This is a genomic window from Lysobacter sp. N42, assembly GCF_004344885.1.
On record NZ_SKFB01000001.1, the window covers coordinates 554,387 to 575,653 of the forward strand.

Consider the following 21,267-nt stretch of genomic DNA (forward strand, 5'->3'; position numbering starts at 1 on the left):
GGCAAATGGATAGCGATAAAATATCGATTAAAGACCGAGGCTTTCTTTATGGTGATGGCTTTTTCACTACATTACGCATTAGTAATCGGGCTCCAAGCTTTTGGTTACTTCACTGGCAACGTATAACAGAGTGTTGCAGCGTGCTAGGAATCGACACGCCAAGTGAAGAATACATACTTAGGTGCTTGAAGCATGAAGCTGAAGAAAACGACATGCCTTGCGATTGTGGTGCCCGAATAACCATAACTAGGGGAGAAGGTGGTCGTGGTTATCAAGTGCCGCTAGAGCAACACGTAAATGTGATTATTTCTGTTTTTCCTATTCCGGAGGATTATGCCGAGTTTAAGAAACAGGGAATGAACGTAGGTGTTGCTGAACGAAGGTTAGGAACTGTTATGCCTGAGCTTCGAGGTTTGAAGACTTTGAACCGTTTAGAGCAAGTTATGCTTAAAATGGAGTTAGGTGATAAGCCTTGTTTTAACGACCTTATCGTTCTCGATACAGACCAAAAGGTAGTAGAAGCGACGGCCGGTAATGTTTTTTGTCGATGGGGTACAAACTGGCGTACGCCTAGCTTGAGAAATTCTGGAATTAGAGGCGTAATTCGTGAACATATACTGTCGCAGAGGCCAGACTTTGAGTGTGTGGAATTTAACCTTGACGATCTACAACAGGCGGACGAGATAGTTATTACGAACTCCTTGCTAGAGGTTGTAAGCGTCCGTACACTTAATGCAAACAACCTTAACGGTTTTACACAACGTAGTCTCTACGATCTTGGAAGTTGGTAAGCGATTAGTGTTTAGAATTATAAAAGTTACTTTTGTTATTGGCTTGGTGCTTGGTATTGCGTTAATAGCAACAAGCTACTTTTATTTAAAAAATGTTTATGAACAAGAGATTTCAGTGGGTGACGATGTTGTCTATTTTGAAATCGAGCCAGGGTTTACCGCACGAAAAGTACTGAATGAATTAGAAAAAGTTGGAGTGGTAAAATCTGCGGAACACGCATATTTGGCATCTCGAATATTTACAGACATTTCTCAGTTACATGCGGGCGTTTATTCACTGCCAGAATCCACTTCATTAGCTAGTCTCTGGAGAATGTTCAGCAATGGAGAGCAACATTTATTCTCAATAACCTTTGCTGAAGGGCTGAATTTCAAAGAGTGGCGCGAAATTATCGCCCAGCACCCATGGTTGGAATTGGAGTGGGACGGTCTCTCTGCACAAGAGGTTGCTAGACAATTAGAGCTTCCTTTTTCGGCTGGGCACCCGGAAGGACTATTACACCCCAATACCTACCGGTTTCATGCGTATACCAGTGACGCCGAGATATACCGCCAAGCCGCCCAGCAAATGGAAACCATTCTAGAAGAGTTGTGGCAAAACAGGCAGGAAGGTTTACCTATTCAGTCGCCTTACGAAGCCCTCATTCTTGCTTCGATTGTAGAAAAAGAAACAGGAGCCGACGGTGAACGTAGCCTAGTGGCCTCGGTGTTTGTGAACCGGCTAAACCGAGGGATGCGACTACAATCTGATCCCACAATTATTTATGGTTTAGGTGAAAGGTATCGAGGTGTAATTTACCGTTCTGATATTCAAGAGCATACCGCGTATAATACATATCGCATTAATCGTTTGCCGCCAACACCTATTGCTATGCCAGGTAGAGCGGCACTAGAGGCAACGCTCAATCCACCGCAAACAGATTACTATTATTTTGTCAGTCGAAATGATGGAACCCATGTGTTTTCTAAATCGCTGATCGAACATAATAGAGCCGTACAACAGTATCAGAGAAACTAATGAAACCTGCGTTTATTGTTATTGAAGGATTAGAAGGTGCCGGAAAATCAACGGCAATTGTTACGGTTTGTGAGTGGTTGAAGCAAAGAGGCTTAGCATTCGAGCAAGTTCGCGAGCCTGGCGGAACGCCGTTAGCGGAAGAACTAAGAGAACTCATTAAGCGAGACTGGGCAGAGAAGGTTACGGCAGAGGCTGAGCTTCTCGTGATGTATGCAGCGCGCTCACAGCTGGTAGAGAACAAGATTAAACCGGCTTTAGAAAACGGATATTGGGTTGTTGGCGACCGACATGACTTGTCTTCAAGGGCTTATCAAGGCGGAGGTCGGGAACTTGGTCAAGAATTACTGGCTCAAATTTCAGAAATTACGTTACACGGATTTAAGCCTGACCTAACGTTGTATCTAGATATTACACCTGAGGTAGGTTTGCAAAGAGCTAGAACTCGTGGTGCGCTAGACCGCATAGAAAAAGAACAGATTAGCTTTTTCGAAAGAACTCGCGAAGCTTATCAACATTTCGCGGATATAGACGATAGTATCGTGACTATAGATGCGCATAATAACGAAGTTGAAGTTAAACAAGCAATCATCGACGCTTTGGAGCAACAATGGCCGAAGTGAATTTACCCTGGTTAAGCCCATTGTGGATGCAGTGGGTACAGGCTAAGCATGGTAAGGGGCTACCTCATGCCATCGGGGTTCCATGGCAACCAGACGCCGGTAGCCAACGCATAACTCAAGCTTTGGTCGCCTGGCTGATGTGTCAGGAAGATGGAAATAGTGCTTGTGGTCGTTGTAAGTCTTGCTTGTTATTTGAGGCTGGTAACCACCCTGACTTTCTTAGAGTAACTCCAGAAGATGATAAAAAGATTGGTGTGGATGTTATTCGAAAAATGCAGGAGCGCGTGTGGGCAAGGGCTAATCAATCCGGATGTAAGGTTATTTGGATAGAACATGCAGAGAAGATGACCGAAGCAGCAGCCAATGCGTTGTTAAAAGTACTTGAAGAGCCGCCCGAAAAAACTTACCTCATTGTTTCTCCTGAACGTTTTTCTAGATTGCTGCCAACCATACGAAGTCGGTTAACGCTATTTTCTTTGCCTAAACCGAGCCTTGAGGAATTGCATGATTGGTTAAAGGCTCATTCTGGTATCAAGCAAACAGATTCCGATACGCTGACCTATGCTCAGTCTCGGCCGCTCAAAGCATTAGCTGATTTGCAGTCGAGTAATTTAGAGGCGACAAACGCTCTGCAACAATTATTGGCAGGTCAGCTTCCAGAGTTTCCCGACAAAGGTGAAGAGCTGGAACAATGGCTTGATGATTTCCTTTTAAGCTTACAGAAAAAAATCAGGACACAAACCCTTGAACAGGCAAGCGTCGAACCGGAACTGCTTTCTTGGTATAATCAGGTACTTGAACTTAAGAAGCAGAACCAGTCAGGCGGCATGAATATGAATACACTTATTCATTCATTATTCAGTGACATAGCCGTGAAGTCCTTTCAATAGAAGCTAAAGCGACAACATTTATGCAGTTTGTAGATTCTCATTGTCACTTAGACAAAATTAAGCACGCAAAGCCCGCTGATATCTTGCGTGAAGCCAAGTCTCAGAATGTGGAACATGTTTTATGTGTGGGGGTAACGCTTGAAGACTACCCAGAGATGCGTGAAGCCGTAGGAAACCCCAGTGGCGTTAGTTTTTCCTGTGGTGTTCACCCGCTTTACATGGAAAAGGGCAATCTAGATGAAGCGGTGTTACGAGAATGTTTGCAAGACGATCGCGTTGTTGCCGTGGGTGAAACCGGTTTAGACTACTATTACGACAAAGAGTATCACCAGAAACAGCAAGACAGCTTTGCTCGTCATATAGAAATTGCGTGCGAAGTAGACAAGCCACTGATTATCCATACAAGAGACGCGCGCGAACACACCATTGGAATGCTTAAAGAAGGCGGTGCAGAGCGTTGTAGTGGAGTTCTCCATTGTTTTACAGAGTCGTTGGAGATGGCAAAGCAAGCCATTGACCTTGGTTTTTACATATCAATTTCCGGTATCGCGACCTTTAATAATGCGAAAAAACTTAGGGAAGTCGTTAAAGCATTGCCTATCGATCGAATGCTTATAGAAACTGACTCTCCATGGCTCGCACCAGTTCCTCACCGTGGAAAGGAAAATCAACCTGGTTTTGTGCCTCACGTAGCCCAATGTATTGCGGGTGTGAAAGGTATTTCGGTAGCGGAGGTAGCAGAGCAAACTCGCACGAACTTTTACGATTTGTTCAAACTAGCGAAAGGCAATGGTCAGCTTTAGTTAGTGAAGCCAAATTGAAGACAAAGAAAAGCTCGGAACCAAGGCAGGTGTTCCGAGCTCAGGGGAAAAGGCTCTTTCGAGCCATGCGCTAACTCCTGCAAAGGCGGCGATGTTTAAATGATACGTCGCCGCAGGGAGAATCCTACGAAATGCTTAAAAAATAAGCATATAAATAAAATATAGTCGCTAAAATTTTATTCTCAAATTTTTTTCCTTTGAATTCTTTAAATTGTGTGTAAATTGTCGATAAGTCTCTGTGTTTTTTGATCTTTACTTTGGCTTTTAATGGAATGCTACTACACTCAAAGTATCTTAATCACGGCGCTTGTACATTATGATGAAGCTTCCCTCTAGGCTGTCATTTCACCTAACTTTGTCGCTCGCAATTGCTCTCATTATTGTGATGGCAAGTATTGCTATTGTTTCGTTTAAATACCAAAAAGAAGCCATGGTAGAGCGAGCAACGCATGAGTTGATGGAACGCACTGAAAATGTAGGTTTTGCCGTACAGCAGATGCTGCGTAATAGAGAAATCGTGCTGGAAACGTTAGCAAGCAGAATGTCGTCTCAAGGTGAGCCGGAGGGAGCCGAAGAGCTGTTTACCCAGCTCTCAGAAACAATGACGCAAGCTGCCGAATTTGACTCGCTTTGGCTTATTTCTTCGAATGGCCAGTTGCTTCAAACCTCAAATGAATCGATGCGACCAACGGAAAGTACCAAAGAGCTCGTCATAAGTTACGTACTACCAGAGGTTATTGCCTCTGAGCGATTTAAGATTAGTGAGCCGATTAGCCTCTACGTGTCTGAAAAACGAATACTAAGTTTTGCAATGCCTGTAGTAGTTCAAGGAGCTGCTAGGTATGTGTTGGTAGGTAACACCGAAATTGCAAACAGTTCATTTTTTCAAAGCTTAGGTGAGTTGTCTGTTGGTGGCCATAATGAAGTAGGTCTCCTGTCGCCGCAACTTAATGTGATTTTGCATCCTAACTATACAGAGTTTAATAGTGTGTTACCTGCTTCCAGACAAATGGTGGTGGCATCTCGCCTTGGCTCTGCCGAACATGCAGCGTCTGTAGAGCAATACGACGGCGAAAATTGGTTACAAACCTATAAACGACTCCCAAATTCGCTTTGGGTGGTTGGTGTAGCTATTCCCTTAAGTGACGTATATAAAGAAATTTCCTCGCTACAAATGCTACAACTGCAAACTGGCACCATTGCTGCGCTTTTCGCTATTTTACTCATATCATTTATTGTTCGGCGAAGACTGAAGGTGTTCAAACGTTTAACTTACAATGTTGAGCGAGTTAGATCGGGTAAAGCTATCGATTTGGGATTAACAGGGTTAGACGAGTTGGATGTCTTGGTTGGACGGTTCAATGACCTTTTACGTGAAAAGGAAAGTGCGCGACAAGAACTTAAGCAGCAAGAAGCGTATCTCGACCTCGTATTAAGTACATCCTCTGTAGGGCACTTTATGGCTAACCGTGAGGGCCGTTTGGAATACGTGAATGAAACCTTTATGACTATGACTGGGCATACGAGAGAAGCTTTGTTGAAAGGTGCATTTGTAGACGGTTTTCAAGAAGAGGATAAGCAAGGTATTCGAGAGCAATGGTTGGAGGCACTGAATGAAGAGCGCGAGTACGAGGCCGAAGTGCAGTTTTTAAACCCGGACGGCATCGTGAAATGGTTCCACATTCAAAGTAAGCCTGTAGTCGACCATGGTATTTGTTTAGGGCATGTAGGAACGGTTACTGATGTTACAGAGCGGAATTCCAAAATTGAAGACTTACAGTCGAAAGCCTACCGCGACGAACTTACCCGAATTCTCAATCGAAGAGGGCTCGAGCAAGTTATGCATAATTCTTGGCACGACGCTCAGTTGTTTAATAAGCAACTCGTATTTTTAGCCCTAGATTTAGATAATTTTAAGCTTGTAAATGACACCTTTGGGCATGAGAAAGGTGACTGGGTGTTGGCCGAAGTTGCACAAACATTAGACAACATTATTCGTGACTCTGACTGGGTAGGGCGGTTAGGTGGTGATGAGTTTGTGGTTGTTTTACCGGGCTGTCCGAATGAGCGAGCTGTTGAAATTGCACAACAAATTGTCGATAGCATTTCGCAAGTTACCAGCGAAGCAGGGTTAATTGAGGTTACTGTTAGTGTAGGGGTAGCGCAGCGCCAGCTAACCGACCAAAGTGAATTAGACATGCTGCGCCGTGCTGACAAAGCTGCTTACAAAGCGAAAAGTGCGGGTCGAAACCAGTGGGCTTTAGCCGATGAAAACGGTGACTAGTTAGATAGTTCACCGCGTAAATTTCGAGCGAATTCAAAAGCTAACTGCTTATCACTAATACCTTTACTTAGTAAGTAGTGAAGCTTGGTGAGCGCTGCTTCAACCGTAAGATCCTCGCCACTCAGAACCCCCATGTCGGCAAGAGCATTGCCTGTTGCATACCCACTCATATTCACGGTTCCTTTAAAGCATTGGGTAATATTGATTACCGGAATATTCGCGTCAACAGCGCGCCCAATGGCTTCAATTAAAGGTCCTTTGTGAGGTGCGTTACCGACTCCAAAACTTTTTATAATAAGGGCCTTAACTGGTTGATTAATTAAACTGTCTATAATGGTTGAGCTCATACCAGGATATAAAGTCACTACGCCAATTTCCTGCGCGGTAACCTGTTGAACACGCAATTTTTCGCCGTTCGATTCCTGAATTTTTCCAGCCACAAGTTCAATGTCTATTCCCGCCTCGATAAGTGCTGGAAAGTTAGGTGAAGCAAAAGCATCGAAACCATCCGCATCTGCTTTCGTGGCGCGGTTGCCGCGGAAAAGGTAGTGGTTAAAGAAAAGACCAACTTCTGGTATTGGGTAATGCGCAGCAATATACAAGGAGTTAAGTAAATTAACCTGCCCGTCTGAACGTAGTGCTGCAAGCGGTATTTGAGAACCTGTTACTATGACGGGTTTATTCAAATTTTCAAACATAAAAGAAAGCGCAGACGCCGTATAGGCCATAGTATCTGTGCCATGCAGTACTACAAATCCATCGTAGTCATCGTATTTTGATTCAATATCGGAAGCTATACGTTGCCAGTCACGAGGACTCATATCTGACGAGTCCATCAATGGATCGTATTCACAAAGTTCAAACTCAGGCATTTCTGGACGGTAAAATTCAGGCATACCTTTCAAAGACTGCTCAAGAAAGCCTGGAGCCGGCACGTAGCCTTGCTCTGAACGCATCATTCCGATCGTACCGCCTGTGTACGCGATATAAATTTTTTTACGGTGACTCATTGTACGAGTAACTCCTGACAGCTGTAACAACGTGCGTAAACATTGCGCGGATCGTTATATTGTTCAATATGCTCAAGCTCGTTTAATACGCGTGGCAATAACGTTTGACGTTGCTGATTAAATAAATTGCTTTCAACAGCCTTACTGTTGAACAATTGGCTCACCCATTGAGCAAAGAAAGACCTTTCCTTGGACGAGCGGTTAACAATATAGTTTTCTAACTCTGCGTGTTCCGCTAAAGAATTTATCGCTTCGGTAATGTCACCAATTTCGTCTACTAAGCCATGAGATAGTGCTTGCGTACCGGTCCATACACGCCCATTTGCAGCTGTTAAAGCCTGGTTGTAATTCATAGCGCGAGATTCAGCGACTAACCCTACGAATTGTTCATAAGTTGTGTCTACATCGCGTTGCAAAATAACCTCGGCGCTTTGAGATAAGTCTTGGAAGCTGTCGATAAATGGGTACTCAGTACTTGCTATACCGTCTGATTGAATACCAACATTAGAAAGCGCCTCTTCCATGGTAAATACGATTCCGAACACACCGATAGAGCCGGTTAGTGTGCTTGGTGTTGCGAAAATACGGTCAGCAGCCAACCCTATCCAATATCCACCTGATGCCGCCGTAGACCCAAAAGAGGCAAAGACGGGTTTTCCTGATTCTTTAAGTGCTATAAGTTCTGTGCGAATAAGTTCAGAGGCGAAAGCACTGCCCCCTGGACTGTCAATACGGAGCAATACCGCCTTTACGTTGTCGTCTTCTCTTGCTTCTTGAATTTCATTGATAACATCGAAGCTGCCAGCGTTGGATGTTTGCCCGCTGTGTCCGTAATAAATTTCGCCAGATACCGTAATAACTCTTACTTCGGGTAGGTCGTGTTCTGTAGCACCTATTTCATGTTCTCTTGTTTGCAAATAATCACGATAACTTATTTGGGTAAAGTCATTGTGTTCTGCCGTTTCACTAGCGTGATCATAGAACGCTTGACGCGATGAAAGCGTATCGACTAGACCTGCGCGAACGGCAAGTTCACTTCGCTTATATCCTACCTCTTCATATATAGATAAATAGTCTGCCAGTAAACCGCTTGCTACGCGCTGGTCAACAATACGGTGCTCGGTCACATTGTCGATATAATAGCTCCAAAGCTGATTTAACCAAGACGAGGTTGCTTCTCGCGCCTCTGGAGACATGCTATTTCGAGAAAAGGGCTCAACTGAACTTTTGTAATCACCGGCTTTAAAGATATGAGCTTTAATATTTAAACGCTCCAATAAACCGGACAAGTAGGTTTGGTAGGTATAAAACCCTTGTAGATCGACCGAACCTGCCGGATCTAGGAATACTTCAGTTGCGTGCGCCGCAACATAATATTGGCTTTGGCTGTAATATTCTCCAAATGCATAGACTGGTTTGCCCGTCTGCTCGCGGTATTCAATTAGTTTGTCGGCAAATTGAGTCAGTTTACTTAAGCCGCCGCCAGCAAAGTAACGTAAGTCCAAAACGATTCCAGAAATTCTTTCGTCTTGTGAAGCATGGTCTACCGCGGCCATTAGGTCATAAACACTAATCTCAGAAACATCTCTTTGGCCACTAAAGGAGTTATTTCTAATCTGTTCAATCAGTGGGGTATAACTAACTTGCTCTACTAGGTAACCGTTCGGATTGATCACCAGATATCCAGATTCCGGAATTTCAGTGTAATCAGGGCCGCTGAACATCAGAAGCCCAGCGAACAGCACAAGAATGATAAAAACTAAGTTGACGACCACCTTTTTGAAGAAGTGAAAAGCAGCTCTAATTTTTTTTAAAATCAAACGAATCCAACTCATATTGCTAAACGCCTATACCCGTCGAAAGAGGTCGTTATTTAGTGTTTTTATAGTTATGCTAGTGTACCGATTCACAGCATAAAAACGAAGTGCAGATATATCAAAAAGGTAAGCTGTATGCATGCTCGTCATTTACTCTTAAATCGTTCTTCTATGCCCATGTTAGTTTCTCCTGGGCCAACTCCCGCTGATCTTGAGTTATTTCATGCGGCAGCATTAAGGGTGCCAGACCATAAAAGCTTGGTGCCATATCGTCTGATTACTTTTCAAGGTGACGAGTTAAAGCTGCTAGGTGATATATATTACGAGGCCGCTCTAGAGGAGGAGTATGGTGACCAAGCTATAAATAGAGCTAAAGAGCTGCCATTACGTGCCCCTATGATCATTACGGTAGTCACGAATTACCAAGACGACCAGGGAATTCCTAGGGCAGAGCAGTTCGCGACAGCAGCGTGTGCTGCACATTCAATTGTTCAAGCCGCTTTTGTACAAGGTTATGGTGCGATCTGGCGCACAGGACCTTATGCAGAGTCTGATACTGTGAAAAAGCGTTTAGGCATTGATGGAGAGGATATCGTAGGGTTTGTATACCTCGGTACCCCAAAGGTGGATATACCTATCAAACCATCAAAACCTCAATCGGTAATGGTTTCCGCGACTGATTTTTTGCAGGTATAAAAAAAGCCCTTTCGGGCTTTTTTTAAAATTCTGCGCTTTTCGGACTCCGAGGGAACGGAATAACGTCTCGAATATTCTGAACACCTGTCACGTAAGCTACCAAGCGCTCAAAACCCAGTCCAAAGCCTGCATGTGGAACCGTGCCGTATTTTCTAAGGTCACGATACCAACTGTATTCTTCTTTCGGTAAGTTTAGTGCATCAATTCGGTCGTCTAGAACATCTAGTCGTTCTTCACGTGCGCTACCACCGATAATTTCACCAATACCTGGGGCTAATACATCCATTGCAGCAACGGTTTTACCGTCGTCGTTCTGACGCATGTAGAATGCTTTAATATCACGTGGATAGTTTTTCAGAATGATAGGTGCACCCACGTGCTTCTCCGCTAAGTAACGCTCGTGTTCAGACTGTAAATCTGTACCCCAACTCACAGGATATTCAAATTTCTCACCACAGTTTTGCAGTATTTCTACAGCATCTGTGTAGTCCATGTGAACAAAGTCGTTGTCGATAACATTTTGTAGTCGAGAAACCGCTTCTTTGTCGATTCGCTGAGCAAAAAATGCCATGTCATCAGCGCGTTCTTCTAATACAGCCTTGAAAACAAACTTCAGCATGTCTTCAGCTAAACCTGCTACGTCATCTAAGTTAGCGAAGGCGACTTCAGGCTCGATCATCCAAAACTCGGCAAGATGTCGGCTCGTGTTCGAGTTTTCTGCACGGAATGTTGGACCGAACGTGTATACATTAGAAAGAGCACAAGCATAGGTTTCTACGTTCAGCTGACCAGAAACTGTGAGGAATGCTTCTTTTCCGAAGAAGTCTTCTTTGAAGTCGACTTCACCATTTTCCTTTTTCGGCAAGTTCATTAGGTCTAAGGTAGAAACACGGAATAACTCGCCAGCACCTTCAGCGTCGCTGGTGGTGATAATAGGGGTGCTAATCCAGTAAAACCCTCGTTCGTGGAAAAAGCGGTGAACAGCTTGAGCAAGACAATGTCTTACGCGTGTAACAGCGCCGGTGATATTCGTGCGAGGGCGCAGGTGTGCGTATTCGCGCAAGTATTCCATACTATGGCGTTTAGGCGACATGGGATAGGTGTCTGGGTCTTCTACCCAACCTAATACTTCAATGTGTGTACCTTGCAATTCAAAGTCTTGGCCTTGACCAGCAGATTCAGCTACGGTCCCTGTTATCGCAACAGAGCAACCTGTGGTTAGCTTTTGAATTTCGTTCGCATAATTTGGAAGATCATTTGGGGCAATAACTTGAACAGCATCGAAGCACGAGCCGTCATGAATATTGATAAAAGAAATACCAGCTTTCGAGTCGCGGCGGGTTCTAACCCAACCACGTACAACTACAGTATCGCCAACAGAAAATTTGCCCGATAGGACGTCCTTTACAACAGCAACGGCCATGAATGTCTCCAACATTATTTTATTAATTGCGGTTATGTTACCGAGAACTTAGCTAGACTCAAGTAAAATATAGGATTCAGCTTGTTCACAAAGGTCTCGAATTGCTCCGATCAGTATATCAAGTTCTTCACCTGTAATTATATAGGGCGGCATAATATATATAAGCTTGCCGAAAGGACGTATCCAAACACCGCACTCGACAAATAGAGCTTGCGCTTTAGCAACGTCTACTGGGTAAGTCATTTCTACCACACCAATTGCGCCCAGTACCCGCACATCATGCACATACGAATATCGGCTTAGGCTAAGTAAACCATCTCGGAGTTGTTGCTCTATATGAGTTACTTGTGACTGCCAATGATTCTCCCGAATCATAGCTACACTTTCGTTAGCAATGGCGCACGCGAGCGGGTTACCCATGAAGGTTGGTCCATGCATAAGCGCACCGGCTTTACTTTGCCCAATGGTGTGTGCGACATGTTGAGTGGTTAACGTAGCTGCAAGTGTTAGGTAACCTCCACTTAGGGCTTTTCCTACACACATAATATCGGGTGATATGCCTGCGTGTTCACAAGCAAAAAGCTTACCTGTACGGCCGAAACCAGTAGCAATTTCGTCTGTGATTAAAAGAACGTCGTACTGATCGGCAAGTTTTCTAGCTTCTTTTAAGTATTGCGGATGGTAAAAGCGCATACCTCCCGCACCTTGCACAACAGGTTCTAAAATAATTGCGGCGATAAACTCGTGGTTTTGGTGGAGTAGGTTCGCAAGAGACTCAATATCTTCTTGGTTCCATTCATCATGAAAACCACACGAAGGAGCTTCTGCAAAAAAATGTTGTGCAAGTGTACCGGTGAAAAGCTCATGCATACCATTTACAGGATCACATACCGACATGGCGGCAAAGGTGTCGCCATGGTAACCCCGCTTAATGGTAAGCATTTTATTTTTCGTAGGTTTATTACGGCTATATTGGTATTGAATAGCCATTTTAATAGCCACTTCTACACTTATGGAGCCCGAGTCAGCCAAAAACACAGCTTGCAATGGTTCCGGTGTTATTTCTACCAACTGTCTAGCAAGCGCAACCGCAGGTGGGTGAGTGATACCACCAAACATGACATGCGCCATATTATCTATTTGCTGTTTTCCTGCTTCGTTCAGCCTTGGATGGTTATAGCCATGCACTGCGGCCCACCAGGAGGCCATCCCATCAATAAGTTCACGACCGTCATCTAATATAAGTTTGCAACCGTTCGCCGAAACAACGGGATAAGTGGGTAGAGGCTTATGCAAAGAGGTATAAGGATGCCAAATATGGGCTTTATCGAAAGCTAAATCTTTCTCGGTTGATTGAAATTTAACCATTGGTAAACTCTTGGTGGGTGTTCATGTTGACAGTGTACCGATTCTCACTAATCTATGCGACCAATATGCAGCAAAAATTTGAGGAAGCCATGACAGTTAAGATTCACGATCCAAACCAAGTAAAATGGTCAAAAAAAGCCATAAGTGACTTATTCGCATTACCATTTAACGACTTACTGTTTAAGGCTCATCAAACCCACAGAGAGTATTTTGCGCCGAACGAAGTGCAAGTGTCTACGCTATTGTCGATAAAAACCGGAGCCTGCCCGGAAGACTGCAAATATTGCCCGCAAAGCGCAAGATATAATACTGAATTAGAAAAAGAAGCGTTGATGGAAGTTCAACAAGTGCTTGAACAAGCGCACCGTGCTAAACAAACAGGCGCTACTCGCTTCTGTATGGGTGCTGCATGGAGAAATCCTAAAGATCGCGATATGCCTAAGCTGCGGGCCATGATTGAAGGTGTGCGAGAAATGGGAATGGAAACCTGTATGACGTTGGGCATGCTAAGTGCTGAGCAGGCGACGGAATTAGCATCTGCCGGGTTAGACTATTACAACCACAATATCGACACTGCACCTGAATTTTATGGAGACATCATTACCACCAGAACCTTTCAGGACCGACTAGATACACTTGATAATGTACGTTCTTCTGGTATGAAGGTGTGCTCTGGGGGAATTGTCGGCCTCGGGGAAGAACAGTCTGATCGCGTTCTATTTATTTCTGCATTGGCAAACATGGAAACACCTCCTGAAAGTGTACCGATTAATATGCTTGTTAAAGTAGCTGGAACGCCCATGGAAAATGTCGAGGACATTGATCCGTTTGACTTCATTCGAACGATAGCTGTGGCTCGTATCACTATGCCTAATTCACACGTTCGCTTGTCAGCTGGGCGCGAGTCGATGAGTGATGAACTGCAAGCGCTCGCGTTCTTTGCTGGTGCGAATTCTATTTTTTACGGGGAAAAACTATTAACCACAGCAAATCCTGTAGCCGAGTCAGATCAGAAACTGTTTCAACGCTTGGGTATCAAACCAGAAGCGCCAGCTTGTAACTCAAAGCAAAGCGAAGAAGCTAGGGATGAGGCTCACGCGTAATGCAAACACCATTGCAGCAGTGTCAGCAATGGATTGATAAGCGCAGTAACGATGGCTTACTGCGTGAGCGTAAGCTGATGCCTTCGAATAATGTCGATTTCTCAAGTAATGACTACCTTGGCCTAAGTAAAGATGAACGCTTAATTACTGCATATCAGAACGCCGTGGGTAAGTGGGGAGTTGGTAGTGGTGGTAGCCCTTTAGTTTCCGGATACCAGCAGCCCCACCATGAACTCGAAGAAGAAATAAAAGACTGGCTCGGCGTAGAGGCTGTTATGCTTTTCTCATCGGGCTTTTCCGCAAATTCAGCCTTAATGCAGTTCCTTTTAAAGACAGGTTTTCACCCGTTCCTAGATAAGCTATCTCATGCATCAATTTTAAGTGGGGCGGGATTGCTGGAGAAGTCGCGTGATCCTAATAAACATAGTGTTAACAGATACAAACATAACGACTTTAATCACTTACGGCGTTTAGTCGATCAACCGGAAACCAGCGATCGATTTCCGTTAGTAGTGACCGAGGGCGTGTTTAGTATGGACGGTGACTTTTTAGATTACGGCTCTTGTAAGGATCTAGGTATTCCTTGTTGGGTGGACGATGCCCATACTTTAGGTTGGTTTGGTAAACAGGGTGAGGGCTCAGTGAGCCAGCTACCTAAGGAGCAGCTAACCTTCGTTACTGGAACCTTCGGCAAAGCATTAGGTTGCCATGGTGCATTTGTAGCGGGACCTTCTGACTGGGTAGAAGGAATGGTCAACTATGCTCCAGAATACATCTACAGCACGGCTATGCCAGCTGCTTTAGCGGCTACCGTGCAAAAGGCCATTCAAATAGTGAGAAGTGACAATAGTTTACAAGAGAAGCTGATGGGTAATATCAAAAGCTTCAACCGATTAGTTCAGGAAATTGGCTTGAGCACAGTAAACACCATCACACGGAATGATTTGCAAAGTCCTATACAGCCAATAAAAATGCAGGACCTAGCTCAAGATCCATTGAGCTCCACAGAGGAAATGGAACTACTTACTCGCTGTGCCAATGCTTTGCAGAATAACGGATTACAGTGTGGTTTAATTCGGCCACCTACCGTGGCACAAGGATCTTCGAGGTTACGGGTTTCTCTAAGTGCAACGCATTCTCTAAATGACATCGAACATTTACTAGGGTGTGTTTCGGAGCTTGTGCAATGAGTGAGTTAAACATCGCGAGAGCCTTTAACAGCGCTGCAAGTAACTATGCAACTATTGCGCATGCGCCCGTGCGGGAAACGTTACAGCGCCAAACTAAGTTACTGTTAGAGCATGAACTTGAATGTATTACGCCAGGTAACACATTACTCGACTTAGGGTGCGGTCCGGGCGTGAGTGCAAAGAAACTTGAGCTGTACTGCAAACATTACATCGGCGTAGATATTGCTGAGAAAATGATTGAGCTGGCACAGCAAGAACACAATGGCAAAACATGGTTAGTCGGTGATATGCATACAATTCCTTTAGCCGATGCCAGTGTTGATATAGTTTATTCAAATTTAGCTTTTCAATGGTCGAATGAGCAGTCGGAATTACTTAAAGAGGTTGCTAGGGTACTGAAGCCCGGTGGCAGAGTTGTATTTTCTACTTTATTAGAAGGCTCGTTACCTGAGTTTAAGCGATTATATGAGCGAAATATTACGCGAGGCTACCAATGTTACCCAACGTTTGAGGACTGGTCATTGAAAGCTAGCGCCCATGGCTTTGCAACTTTGTCCAGCGAAGTGCAGTCGATAAATACCCGGTTTGATAGTGCCAAGAGTTTGCTAGATAGCGTAAAGGGGATTGGCGCGGGTGTGTTAACTATTCACCAACGTTCAAATGAAAGCGGGCTTAAAGGAAAGACTTGGTACTCAAACCTTATCAATGCCATTCAGCAAGAGTGCTCGGATAGTGACGGGAGCTTGCATTTAACCTACCAGATAGGAGTATTTCACCTTCAATTTAAAGGTGATTAAAAGTTATGTCAGATTGCGTTTTTGTAACAGGTAGTGACACTGAGGTAGGGAAAACAAGGGTTACCTCGTTACTGCTCAAAAGGTATAAGAAACTCGGAAGTATAGGTGCTTGGAAGCCTATATCTGCAGGAGCTGAATGGGTGAATAGTCGATGGGAGAACGACGACGCCTTAAGCTTAATGAAGGCCTCTGGTGAGCGCAGATACAAGTATATAAATCCCATTGTCTTTGAGCCTGCAATAGCGCCTCACATAGCCGCAAAAGAAGCAGAGTTTCAGTTGGATATGTCACTTCTTGACGATACTTGGAAACAGCGTGAGACAGAAGAAAAGCTTACTTTGGTAGAAGGCGCTGGTGGCTGGCTATTACCGTTAAACGACACTCAACTATTGTCGGATTGGGTTGCGCAAAAAGGTTGGGGTGTAATTGTTGTGGTAGGTATGCGTCTCGGTTGTCTTAACCACGCATTACTTACCGTACAAGCTATTCAACAGTCGGGGCTGCCGGTGCTAGGGTGGATAGCTAACCAAATTGAACCGATCGGTATGAACCGCCAGCAGGAAAACATAGCTTCGCTGCAAGCAATTATGAAAGAGCGGTTTAAAGTTCCTCTGTTACTCGAAGTTCCGTATCTACAACATGAGGATGAAGAGGTGTTTTGGCTTCAAAACGACCAACAATTTAACGTTGTTGACCGTCTACTGAAGCCAAAAATCTAATTAAGTCGTCAAACTACAAGAGGTAAGAAAGGTCTCTACTTGGCTTTAACTCTGTTTCTTTGAAGTTTTCAAAGAGCACGCCTGAGTCTTCACCCAATAACGTCATTTTACTGTTTTGGATGTGAAGTGCGGTACCTTCTGCGATACCGATTATAGGTGTGTGGTTGTCGACATGCATGAATTCATGGATACGTTGGCTACGTGTTTCACCGCGGTGTCCTGGGGGAGTCGCGTTGGTGTAGTGGGGATTAAGTTGGAAAGGCACGGCATTTAGCGCACTAAACGAGCGAGGTTGAATAATAGGCATATCGTTGGTAGTTCGAATGGAAGGTCCAGCAATGTTAGAACCAGCACTCCAGCCAGCATAAGGCATGCCGTTATTGATGCGATCTTTCAAGGGATCGTAAATGCCGTTTTCATAAATGAGGTTAAGTAACATGAACGTGTTACCTCCTCCAACTGCCACTGCTTCCGCTGACTCAATAGCTTTGCGTGGGTTAGAGAATGATTCTATACCTCTAAGTTCAATTTCAGCTTTTTCAAAAGCAGTTCCTACGGTTTTTGTGTAATCTTGGTGCGCCATTGAGACACCCGCGTATGGAATGAAAACAACCTGCTTATTTTCAAAATGCTGCTTTAGCCAGTCTAAACCATGTTCAAGGTACGTTGGATGGGCGTGATTGCGAGAACTGCTCATAAGCAATAAAGACTTCATAAAAACTCCTTGAAAATCTGATACAAAGTTTTATTTTACACGAGAACATTAGGGTAAACAGGCTCAAGCAAATTTAGTTTTAATGAATGCAAACCAGAACGGAATATAACCATGCTCATCGATTTTTCAGAATACAGTTCTAGTCAGCGATACCACATCATGACACAAACCATTATTCCTCGGCCTATTGCATGGGTGCTCACTCAGCATGAGCAAGGCCATTACAACATTGCCCCGTTTTCTTATTTTACCGCTGTGTCTAGCGATCCTGCGCTTATTGCGTTTTCGGTTGGCAACAAAGACGGTGATGCACCCAAAGATACCAAGGCAAACCTAGTTGAGGGCTCTTTACTTGTGGTTCACATTCCAAATGTTGAGCAGGCGCAGAGTGTTACAGACACAGCAAAGACATTACCCGCAGAACAGTCTGAGCTAGACGTTGCTGAAATAGAGTTAGTCGATTTTGAGGATTTTGCTTTACCTCGCATTGATAAAGCTCCTGTAGCGCTCGCGTGTCGCGTGCATCAAAAAATTCAGATTAAGGGCGCACCGCAAACGTTAATCATGGCTGAAATAGTTAAAGTTTATGTAGACGATGCCGCGTGTAACGTGACGGAGGTTAGTAGAGGCGGAGAAACCAAGGAAAGATTAGAAATCGATGCTCAAGTTATTAACCCTCTAGCTCGATTAGGGGCGGCAAATTACGCTGGGTTAACTGCACCTTTTAAGATAAAAAGACCCGATTAAAACCCTTATCCTGATTGAATTTTATGCTGTTTTCAGTATAATTAGCGCTTTATTACTCAGGGGCAAACAGCTGTTTAAAAGCGTTGTTTAATTCTGATGTGGTCACCATTTTAAATTGCAGCAAACTTGTAGGTAAAGATGTCGAGTTGGTCCCCAAGTAGTTGGCGAAATTTCCCGGTAAAACAACAGCCAGAGTATCCAGATATGGGTGCTCTCGCGAGCGTGGAAAGTCAGTTAAAGTCTTTTCCTCCATTAGTGTTTGCAGAAGAAATTAGACAGCTTCAATCTCACTTAGGACAGGTTTCCCAAGGGAAAGCATTTTTGCTGCAAGGCGGAGACTGTGCGGAATCGTTTTTAGATTTCACCGCACCTAAGATTCGAGATACGTTCAAAGTCATGCTGCAAATGGCTATCGTGCTCACTTTTAGTGGCTCTATGCCAGTAGTTAAAGTAGCTCGAATGGCAGGGCAATACGCGAAGCCTCGTTCGTCTGCTGAAGAGACGTTGAATGGTGAAACATTGCCTATTTACCGTGGTGACATAATTAACGGTGCTGAGTTCGACAGCGAGTTGCGGGTACCAGACCCACAGCGCATGGTTACGGCATATCACCACGCAGCGGCATGTTTGAATTTATTGCGAGCTTTTGCGCAAGGTGGTTTCGCAGACTTACACAAGGTTCATAAGTGGAATATGAGCTTTGTGGAAAGTAATCCACTAAAGGAAAGATACCTCGAGCTTGCGAACAAGATCGAAGACTCTTTGCGGTTTATGGAAGTGCTAGGCATAAACGCTAAAACGCATTCAGCCATCCATGAAACAGAGCTGTTTACTTCCCATGAGGCACTATTATTGCCTTATGAAGAGGCGTTGACTCGATTCGATAGCCTTACCGGACTTCCTTACGATTGCTCTGCTCATATGGTGTGGATTGGCGAAAGAACTCGTCAACTTGACCACGCTCATGTTGAGTTCTTCAAGGGAATTAATAACCCGATTGGCGTTAAGTTAGGGCCAACGTCAACAGCAGAAGACGCTATTCGTTTACTCGATGCGTTGAATCCAGAGAATATTCCGGGTCGTATGACCTTCATTACTCGCATGGGTGCCGACCAACTGGCGGACAATCTGCCTAAGCTCATTCGTGGTGTACAGGCAGAAGGTCGTCATGTGGTGTGGTCTAGTGACCCCATGCATGGCAACACCGTGAAAGCTGAGAATGGCTTAAAAACGCGTAATTTCAACGCCATTGTTCGTGAGCTGCAACAGTTTTTTGCTATTCACCAAGCGGAAGGGTCATATGCTGGTGGTATTCATCTAGAAATGACGGGTGAAGATGTCACTGAATGTACAGGCGGCGCTTACGATATTTCTGAGTCAGATTTAGAGCAACGGTATAAAACACAGTGCGATCCGCGTTTGAATGCAGATCAGGTATTGGAATTAGCATTCCAAGTTTCAGAGTCTTTGTCGGCGGCTAGAGCGGGCAAAGCGTAGGTTTAGGTGTTAATAGGAGTCACCTTTATGAGTCAATTAGTTGAAAATTTCTTTTCGTCCTTGTGGAACGACTATGTAAGTCGTACGCCTTCAGCGGCTAAAGTTCATGAAGTGCTAGGCAAGGGTGCTGAGCTCGTGAACGATCACGTAGCGTTTAGAACATTTAATTTAGAACCGGTTCGTTTAGAAACGTTGGCAAAGCATTTCGAAGATATGGGTTACTTCGCGAATGGCGATTACCATTTCGAGCAAAAGAAGTTGCGTGCGAAACATTACGAGCATGCAGATCCAAATCTGCCTAAGATTTTCATTAGTGAGCTTCTGGTTGAAGAGTTCTCTCCAGAGCTTCAAGCCATGGTTAAAGACATGGTTGCGCAAATTCCCGCAGATCAGGTCGGTAAACCTGAATTTATGTATTCTGGTACACACTGGAATATTGATTATAAAAACTACGAGCAGTTACTTGCGGAAAGTGAGTATGCGGCTTGGATGAGTGCATTTGGCTTTTGTGCGAACCATTTCACTGTATCTGTGAACGCTTTAAACGACTTTGACACGCTAGAGCATGTGAACCAGCAACTTAAAGACGCTGGTTTTACACTTAATACTTCAGGTGGCGAAATTAAAGGTTCTCCAGAAGTTTTATTAGAACAGTCTTCAACCATGGCAGATGAAGTTGACGTGAACTTCAACGGTGAAACAGTACGTATTCCGAGCTGTTTTTACGAGTTTGCTCGCCGTTATAAAAACAACGACGGTGATTACTACACAGGATTTGTAGCAGCGTCTGCTGATAAAATTTTTGAAAGCACCAATAAAAATAGATAACAAAAACGGGCTTAGTGCCCGTTTTTTTATGTCTAAATTTTACGGTTAGCGGTTAGTAACGATGACGTTCCAGTTTTGCGATAGTCATTATTTTCGCCGCTATTTCCTCAACTGAAGCATGGGTTGAGTTTAAAAACGGTATAGCTTCGCGACGGTAGAGTTGCTCAATGTGTTCAATTTCTTTCACACATTGCTCCATAGAAGCATATCTGCTGTTTGCTCTGCGGTTATCTCTTATTTGCTGCAGTCGCTCAGGGTCGATGGTTAAACCGAACAACTTGTGACGATGCATTTTTAAGTCATAAGGCAGCGACAGATCTGTCATGTCCTCTTCTGTAAGAGGGTAGTTAGCCGCTTTAATACCGTATTGAAGGGCCAAGTAGAGGCATGTTGGTGTTTTTCCGGTTCGAGAAGCACCAATTAAGATTATATCCGCTTCGTCGTAATTACGAGTGGTTACGCCGTCGTCGTTGGCAAGTGTGTAATTCACTGCCTCGATTCGGAAAATATAGTCTTGGTGTATACCGTGTGTTCGGTTAGTTCTTGGTTCGGGTGCAACATTAAGTTCTTTTTGTACCGGAGCCGTATAGTGGTCGAGAAAGTCGTAGGAAACGCCTTCGCTTTCAACAATAAGTTTCTTAATTCGACTGTCTATAAAAGTGTGGAAAATTAAAGGTCGTTCACCGTTTTCTTTGAACGCCTGATTAATTTCTTCAACGGTTTGTTGTGCTTTAGTTTCATCGTCAATGAAAGGCAAGGTTCTGTGTCTAAACTTGACAGGAAACAACGACAAAATGGCATGCCCAAAAGTTTCTGAGGTTAATGCTGTGCCGTCTGAAATATAGAATGCTGTGCGCATGAATGTCTCTTTTAGTGATGTTGATTCGCCGAAAATATTAACTTGTTAGGCTCGAATGTGTAAAATGATTGCAT

Annotated in this window: 20 protein-coding genes; 14 read left to right on the forward strand and 6 right to left on the reverse strand. The window is 44.2% G+C overall.

Going from position 1 to position 21,267, the window contains the following annotated elements:
- Window positions 1-5: 5 nt before the first annotated feature.
- The 6 genes from pabC (at window position 6) to EYQ95_RS02830 (ending at window position 6,424) form a co-directional block, all read left to right on the forward strand.
- The gene (gene pabC, locus EYQ95_RS02805) at window positions 6-791 is read left to right on the forward strand and encodes an aminodeoxychorismate lyase (protein ID WP_111914218.1); all 786 of its coding nucleotides are present in this window, start codon (window positions 6-8) and stop codon (window positions 789-791) included.
- A gap of 7 nt (window positions 792-798) precedes the next feature.
- Window positions 799-1,809, forward strand: coding sequence for an endolytic transglycosylase MltG (gene mltG / locus EYQ95_RS02810; RefSeq protein WP_165831922.1), 1,011 nt, complete (start codon window positions 799-801; stop codon window positions 1,807-1,809).
- On the forward strand, window positions 1,809-2,429 hold the full coding sequence (gene tmk / locus EYQ95_RS02815; RefSeq protein WP_111914216.1) for a dTMP kinase: 621 nt from the start codon (window positions 1,809-1,811) through the stop codon (window positions 2,427-2,429). Before mltG ends, tmk begins: the two co-directional genes overlap by 1 nt.
- Complete coding sequence (locus tag EYQ95_RS02820; protein WP_111914215.1) at window positions 2,417-3,319, forward strand: hypothetical protein; 903 nt, start codon at window positions 2,417-2,419, stop codon at window positions 3,317-3,319. Before tmk ends, EYQ95_RS02820 begins: the two co-directional genes overlap by 13 nt.
- A gap of 20 nt (window positions 3,320-3,339) precedes the next feature.
- Complete coding sequence (locus EYQ95_RS02825; protein ID WP_111914214.1) at window positions 3,340-4,122, forward strand: TatD family hydrolase; 783 nt, start codon at window positions 3,340-3,342, stop codon at window positions 4,120-4,122.
- A gap of 334 nt (window positions 4,123-4,456) precedes the next feature.
- The gene (locus tag EYQ95_RS02830) at window positions 4,457-6,424 is read left to right on the forward strand and encodes a GGDEF domain-containing protein (RefSeq protein ID WP_111914213.1); all 1,968 of its coding nucleotides are present in this window, start codon (window positions 4,457-4,459) and stop codon (window positions 6,422-6,424) included.
- On the opposite strand, the gene ansA is transcribed toward EYQ95_RS02830, so the two are convergent.
- Both ansA and sppA read right to left on the reverse strand, forming a co-directional pair.
- Entirely contained in the window at window positions 6,421-7,434 is a 1,014-nt protein-coding gene (ansA, locus tag EYQ95_RS02835; protein WP_111914212.1) for an asparaginase, read from the reverse strand. The genes EYQ95_RS02830 and ansA overlap by 4 nt on opposite strands.
- Window positions 7,431-9,269: a signal peptide peptidase SppA gene (gene sppA, locus EYQ95_RS02840; protein WP_111914211.1), complete on the reverse strand. Its 1,839-nt coding sequence runs from the start codon at window positions 9,267-9,269 to the stop codon at window positions 7,431-7,433. Before sppA ends, ansA begins: the two co-directional genes overlap by 4 nt.
- A gap of 117 nt (window positions 9,270-9,386) precedes the next feature.
- Between sppA and EYQ95_RS02845 the strand changes: the two genes are divergently transcribed.
- Window positions 9,387-9,947 (forward strand): nitroreductase family protein, encoded by a 561-nt coding sequence (locus EYQ95_RS02845; protein ID WP_111914210.1) that lies wholly within the window; start codon window positions 9,387-9,389, stop codon window positions 9,945-9,947.
- Between the two features lie 22 nt (window positions 9,948-9,969).
- On the opposite strand, the gene asnS is transcribed toward EYQ95_RS02845, so the two are convergent.
- Both asnS and bioA read right to left on the reverse strand, forming a co-directional pair.
- On the reverse strand, window positions 9,970-11,370 hold the full coding sequence (gene asnS / locus EYQ95_RS02850; RefSeq protein WP_111914209.1) for an asparagine--tRNA ligase: 1,401 nt from the start codon (window positions 11,368-11,370) through the stop codon (window positions 9,970-9,972).
- Between the two features lie 48 nt (window positions 11,371-11,418).
- A complete protein-coding gene (gene bioA, locus EYQ95_RS02855; protein ID WP_111914208.1) occupies window positions 11,419-12,738 on the reverse strand; it encodes an adenosylmethionine--8-amino-7-oxononanoate transaminase in 1,320 nt (439 codons plus the stop codon).
- A gap of 65 nt (window positions 12,739-12,803) precedes the next feature.
- Here bioA and bioB point away from each other — a divergent pair, with 65 nt between their 5' ends.
- The 4 genes from bioB to bioD are packed head-to-tail and all read left to right on the forward strand — an operon-like array spanning window position 12,804 to window position 16,547.
- Window positions 12,804-13,841: a biotin synthase BioB gene (gene bioB, locus EYQ95_RS02860; protein WP_370451213.1), complete on the forward strand. Its 1,038-nt coding sequence runs from the start codon at window positions 12,804-12,806 to the stop codon at window positions 13,839-13,841.
- The gene (locus EYQ95_RS02865) at window positions 13,841-15,031 is read left to right on the forward strand and encodes an 8-amino-7-oxononanoate synthase (RefSeq protein WP_111914207.1); all 1,191 of its coding nucleotides are present in this window, start codon (window positions 13,841-13,843) and stop codon (window positions 15,029-15,031) included. The genes bioB and EYQ95_RS02865 overlap by 1 nt, the downstream gene beginning before the upstream one ends.
- On the forward strand, window positions 15,028-15,828 hold the full coding sequence (locus EYQ95_RS02870) for a methyltransferase domain-containing protein (protein ID WP_111914206.1): 801 nt from the start codon (window positions 15,028-15,030) through the stop codon (window positions 15,826-15,828). Before EYQ95_RS02865 ends, EYQ95_RS02870 begins: the two co-directional genes overlap by 4 nt.
- Before the next feature lie 5 nt (window positions 15,829-15,833).
- The gene (gene bioD / locus EYQ95_RS02875) at window positions 15,834-16,547 is read left to right on the forward strand and encodes a dethiobiotin synthase (protein WP_111914205.1); all 714 of its coding nucleotides are present in this window, start codon (window positions 15,834-15,836) and stop codon (window positions 16,545-16,547) included.
- A 13-nt stretch (window positions 16,548-16,560) separates the two neighbouring features.
- On the opposite strand, the gene pepE is transcribed toward bioD, so the two are convergent.
- Complete coding sequence (gene pepE, locus EYQ95_RS02880) at window positions 16,561-17,262, reverse strand: dipeptidase PepE (protein ID WP_111914204.1); 702 nt, start codon at window positions 17,260-17,262, stop codon at window positions 16,561-16,563.
- Between the two features lie 111 nt (window positions 17,263-17,373).
- On the opposite strand from pepE, the gene EYQ95_RS02885 reads away from it, so the two are divergent.
- The 3 genes from EYQ95_RS02885 (at window position 17,374) to EYQ95_RS02895 (ending at window position 20,334) form a co-directional block, all read left to right on the forward strand.
- On the forward strand, window positions 17,374-18,009 hold the full coding sequence (locus EYQ95_RS02885; protein ID WP_111914203.1) for a flavin reductase family protein: 636 nt from the start codon (window positions 17,374-17,376) through the stop codon (window positions 18,007-18,009).
- Window positions 18,010-18,147: 138 nt separating this feature from the next.
- A complete protein-coding gene (locus EYQ95_RS02890; protein ID WP_111914202.1) occupies window positions 18,148-19,506 on the forward strand; it encodes a class II 3-deoxy-7-phosphoheptulonate synthase in 1,359 nt (452 codons plus the stop codon).
- Window positions 19,507-19,533: 27 nt separating this feature from the next.
- Window positions 19,534-20,334: a DUF1338 domain-containing protein gene (locus tag EYQ95_RS02895; protein WP_111914201.1), complete on the forward strand. Its 801-nt coding sequence runs from the start codon at window positions 19,534-19,536 to the stop codon at window positions 20,332-20,334.
- 52 nt (window positions 20,335-20,386) lie between these two features.
- Here EYQ95_RS02895 and EYQ95_RS02900 read toward each other — a convergent pair whose 3' ends face one another.
- Window positions 20,387-21,193, reverse strand: a complete 807-nt coding sequence (locus tag EYQ95_RS02900) for a pyruvate, water dikinase regulatory protein (RefSeq protein ID WP_111914200.1) — start codon at window positions 21,191-21,193, stop codon at window positions 20,387-20,389.
- Window positions 21,194-21,267 lie beyond the last annotated feature (74 nt).